The 4404-nt window shown below is 63.3% G+C and carries 5 protein-coding genes; 3 read left to right on the top strand and 2 right to left on the bottom strand.

Annotated elements, in window-relative coordinates; all coding sequences use genetic code 11:
* The coding region (locus tag VF515_06350; protein ID HEX7407258.1) for a YifB family Mg chelatase-like AAA ATPase at window positions 1-1188 on the bottom strand (1188 nt) is incomplete at its 3' end.
* A 107-nt stretch (window positions 1189-1295) separates the two neighbouring features.
* Entirely contained in the window at window positions 1296-1763 is a 468-nt protein-coding gene (locus VF515_06345; protein HEX7407257.1) for a DUF2127 domain-containing protein, read from the bottom strand.
* 199 nt (window positions 1764-1962) lie between these two features.
* Between VF515_06345 and VF515_06340 the strand changes: the two genes are divergently transcribed.
* The 3 genes from VF515_06340 to VF515_06330 all read left to right on the top strand — a co-directional run.
* Window positions 1963-2964, top strand: a complete 1002-nt coding sequence (locus VF515_06340; GenBank protein ID HEX7407256.1) for an alpha/beta hydrolase — start codon at window positions 1963-1965, stop codon at window positions 2962-2964.
* Between the two features lie 46 nt (window positions 2965-3010).
* The gene (locus tag VF515_06335) at window positions 3011-4093 is read left to right on the top strand and encodes a hypothetical protein (GenBank protein HEX7407255.1); all 1083 of its coding nucleotides are present in this window, start codon (window positions 3011-3013) and stop codon (window positions 4091-4093) included.
* A gap of 90 nt (window positions 4094-4183) precedes the next feature.
* A partial coding sequence (locus tag VF515_06330; protein ID HEX7407254.1) for a hypothetical protein occupies window positions 4184-4404 on the top strand: 221 nt, incomplete at its 3' end.

Raw genomic sequence — 4404 nt, 5'->3', positions numbered from 1 at the left:
GTAGCGTACCGCCGGCACCTCGGCCTGAATGTCGATGCGGTCGAGCAGCGGCCCCGAAATCTTGGCGCGGTAGCGCTGAATCTGCAGGGCGGAGCAGGTGCACTCCTTGGTCGGGTCACCATGAAATCCGCAGGGACAGGGATTCATCGCGGCGACCAGCATGACGCTGGCCGGGTACGTGATCGAACCGACGGCACGCGAGATGGTGATGCGCATTTCTTCGAGCGGCTGGCGCAAGACCTCCAGCACGTTCTTGCGGAACTCGGGCAGTTCGTCCAGAAAGAGCACGCCATGATGCGCCAGACTCACTTCGCCGGGCTTTGGAATGGTGCCGCCGCCGATGAGGCCGGCATCGCTGATGGTGTGGTGCGGCGACCGAAACGGCCGCGTCGACACCAGTGCCCGCCCATCCATCAGCCCCATGACGCTGTGCACCCGCGTCGTTTCGATCGCTTCGGCGAGCGTGAGTGCCGGCAGAATGGTTGACAGCCGCTTGGCCAGCATGGTCTTCCCCGAGCCCGGCGGCCCCACCATGATGACGTTGTGGCCGCCACCCGCGGCCACCTCGAGCGCGCGCTTGACGTGTTCCTGCCCCTTCACCTCGTTGAAATCAACGTCGTAATGAGCGTCATTCGTGAAGATCGCACTCAGATCGACGCTCACTGGGGTGATGACGCGCTCGTCACGCAGGAACTCGAAGGCTTCGGCCAGCGTGTTGACCGGAATTATGGCGACGCCGTCGACCACGGCCGCCTCGAGCGCATTCTCCGGCGGCAGCAATATCCCGCGCAGCTTCTTTTCACTCGCAGCCGCCGCAATCGGCAACGCCCCCCGAACCGGTTTGACATGGCCGTCGAGCGACAATTCTCCAAGGATCGCATACTCGCGCAGCCGGTGCGGGGGCAGGTGCCCGCTGGCCGCAAGAATGCCCAGGCCGATCGGCAGATCGTAGGCGGAACCTTCCTTCTTGATATCCGCCGGCGCCAGATTGATGGTGATCTTGCGCTGCGGAAATTCGTATCCCGAGTTCTTCAGCGCCGAACGCACCCGATCTTTGCTCTCCTTGACGGCACCCTCGGGTAGCCCGACCACCGCCATTTGTGGCAGCCCGGAGGCAATATCGACCTCCACCTCGACCAGGATCGCGTCGATGCCGTGAACCGCACTGGAAAGCACCGTGGCCAGCATTACCAACCTGTATGCGGGACGACTGTAACAGTGTAGGCCAGATAATCAAGTCAACATCAAGATGAAATACCACTCTCCAATCCGGCGAAGGTAGAACCAGTCATCTCTCAGCAAGCACCCCTCTTGCGCCGCCGCAGCCGGATGCCGAGATAGGCCACGATGGTGACGTTGACTGCCAGTGTCATGACTCTGACGGCGCTAGCGTTTCTGACGATCTCGTAGATCTCGATCGGTATGAAGCCGGCCGTCTCGACGATGGTCAGGTATTCGGCCCACGCCATGTCGAACAGCAGTCCGATCCCTTCGACCGCGAACAGAGTAGCGTAGAACACCGTGGCGGCCGCAAGCAGTTCCGACTGTCTGCCGTCGAGGGCCAGGAGCTTTGACAGCGCGGCCTGCAAATACTGATTGCCTGGGTCCACATGCAGCTTGAGCGCCCACCAAATCAGGGTCTGCGTGGGGTTGTGGCGGAGGAGGCGGAAAACGGTGGCCAGGGAAGCCAGCAGCACCACCGCCTTGACCAACTTGAAGAGCCCAATCAACCGCAGGAGCCGAGGACTGGACGTAGCCGGCATCAACAAGCTCTTACCCTGCATTGAAAAGGAATCATACGGGAGCGATGGTCCGCCCCCTGGCCGTCCGGCGGCAAAGGCGCGAACCAGGCCATCGCCGCCGCCAAGCGGGGAACGACACGCGGACTTCGACCCATCGAACCACACGTATTCTCCGGCCTTCCGCTTTCAACTTTTGGCGTTTGACTGGTAAACTCCTTCCATGCCACTCGATCCCCAGGTGCAGGCGTTCCTTGATCAGGTTCAGGCGATGAACGTTCCCCCGTTCCACACGCTTTCGGTCGAGGAAGCCCGCGAAGCGGCAGGGGCATTGAGTGACCTGCACGGCGCTCCGGAACCCGTCGGCAGCGTGGACAACCTGGCGGTGCCGAGCCCCGGCAGCGAGATTGTGCTGCGCCTCTACACTCCCGAACAGGGCGGGCCGTTTCCGGTCCTCGTGTATTTCCATGGCGGCGGCTGGGTTATGGGTGATCTGGAAAGTCACGACGGCGTGTGTCGCGCACTGACGAACGCGGCACACTGCATCGTCGCGTCCGTCGATTATCGGTTGGCGCCCGAGCACAAGTTTCCGGCCGCTGCGGAAGATGCCTACGCCGCAACGCAGTGGGTGGCGGAGAACGCCGCCAGCTTCGGCGGCGACCCGAAGCGTATCGCCGTTGGTGGAGACAGTGCGGGGGGCAACCTCGCCGCCGTCGTCGCATTGATGGCACGTGACCGTGGCGGGCCGCCGCTCACGTATCAGCTGCTCATCTATCCCGCGACCGACACCTCATGCGACACGGTATCCTGTCGAGAGAACGGGGAAGGATACCTCCTCACCGTCGACATGATGCGATGGTTCCAGAGTCACTACCTGCGGAGCGACGCCGATCGCGACAACCCCTACGCCGCGCCGTTGCGGGCCAGCGATCTGCGCGGCCTGCCGCCGGCACTGGTGATCACCGCGGAGTTTGATCCGCTCCGCGACGAGGGCGAAGCATACGCGGCCCGCCTGCGCGCCGCCGGGGTTCCCGCCGAGGTGAAGCGATACAACGGTATGATCCACGGCTTCTTCGGCATGGGCGCGGTGCTCGACCAGGCAAGAGTGGCCATGGATGACCTCGCCGCGCGCCTCCAATCAGCCTTCTCTTCTCCTGTTTCTCCCTCTTCCCGAGGGACGGAAAACCCGCTGAAGAGGTTGCTCCAGTCATTTCGTTCTTCGTGATGATGGCCGCCAGCAATGTTGCTGATCTGCGGCGCGTGGAGCAAGCATGGGTCAGACCCACGTTACCAAGGAGAACTATCACGGCTGGAGCAACACCTACCGGCTGAGCAATGGCTGGCTCGAAGCCCACGTCGTTACCGACATCGGCCCGCGCATCATCGATCTGCGTCTCCCCGGCGGTGCGAACCTGTTGCAGATACGCGAGGGTCTCGGCGGAAGGGGTGAGGCAACCTACGTTTTCCGCGGCGGCTGGCGGTTGTGGATCGCGCCCGAGCGTACCGAGACGACTTACGCCCTCGACAACGCCGCGTGCCAGGCCGCCGTCGTCGGGAAGGCGACGCTTCGGGTGGCCGCCCCGCCGCAACCGGCGGCCGGCATACAGAAACGCATCGAGGTGAGTCTGGCACCCGGTGAGCCGCGCCTGCGGCTGGTCTCGCACATCACGAACATCGCCGACCGGCCGCTCACCTGTGCGGCGTGGAGTGTGCCTGTCATGCAACCGGGCGGCCGCGCCTTCGTGCCGCTCGATGTCGGGCCGCCGACTGCCTTCGACGCCACGCGCCGCCTCATCCTCTGGAGCTATGCGAAGTTCGCCGATCGGCGCTATCAGTTCGGCGACCGGCTGATCCAGATCGACAGCGGCAACGTGCGCCCGCCGCCGCCCGCACCATCAGGGACTGTCGATCAATGCGAAGACGTGCTTCGAGAGCCTCAGCACGAGCGGTCTCAGAGTCCATCAAATAAGGGTTTTTCCGCTCACCCTGAGCTTGTCGAAGGGTCCTTTCAGAGAAAATCGACAGACTCATCAGGCCGAGCCGAGGACGAAAGCAAGATCGGCGTCGACTCGGCTCAAGGCTGGGCAGCATACCTGCTTGGCGGGGCGCTCTTTCTCAAGCGCTTCCCGCACGCCGCCGGCCAGTATCCCGATGGCGGCGCCACCATCGAAGTCTACTCCAACCACGGGATCCTCGAACTCGAACACCTGGGCCCGCTCACCACCATCGCCCCCGGCGAGGAGATCGTCTTCCCGGAAGACTGGTGGGTGTTCAGCGGTGCGCACGTGCCCGCCACCGAAGTCGAGGCACTGGCGGCGCTGCAGGGCTACATAGCGCGCGCCCCGTTTCCGTGAGGGCCGAGCCTCAATTCGCAATTCTTGCGGCCGCCTTTTAATGTCCTGAGTTCTGTGCTCTGAGTTCCGAGCTCTTGTGAGGAGGACCGTATGTTCACGCGTGCAGATGATTACCCGATTCACCAGACCCCGGACCCGATAGCGTACGTCGGCACCAGCGATCGGAATTTCTACGATCGCTTTTTCTTCAACGGCTACTCGCGCGACGGCGGTGTGTACTTCGCGGCCGCGATGGGACAGTACCCCAACCGCCAGGTGATGGATGCGAGCTTCAACGTCGTCCATCGTGGCCGGCAGTATGTCGTACGCGC

Source organism: Candidatus Binatia bacterium (assembly GCA_036382395.1).
Taxonomy (GTDB): Bacteria; Desulfobacterota; Binatia; order HRBIN30; family HRBIN30; genus JAGDMS01.
The sequence above is the reverse complement of the archived record's forward strand: the minus strand, read 5'-3'. Positions and strand labels throughout refer to the sequence as shown.

Excerpts from the sequence above, each read along its gene's own strand:
- VF515_06345 (HEX7407257.1), bottom strand. The coding sequence starts at position 1,763 with ATGCCGGCTACGTCCAGTCCTCGGCTCCTGCGGTTGATTGGGCTCTTC.
- VF515_06340 (HEX7407256.1), top strand. The coding sequence starts at position 1,963 with ATGCCACTCGATCCCCAGGTGCAGGCGTTCCTTGATCAGGTTCAGGCG.
- VF515_06335 (HEX7407255.1), top strand. The coding sequence starts at position 3,011 with ATGGGTCAGACCCACGTTACCAAGGAGAACTATCACGGCTGGAGCAAC.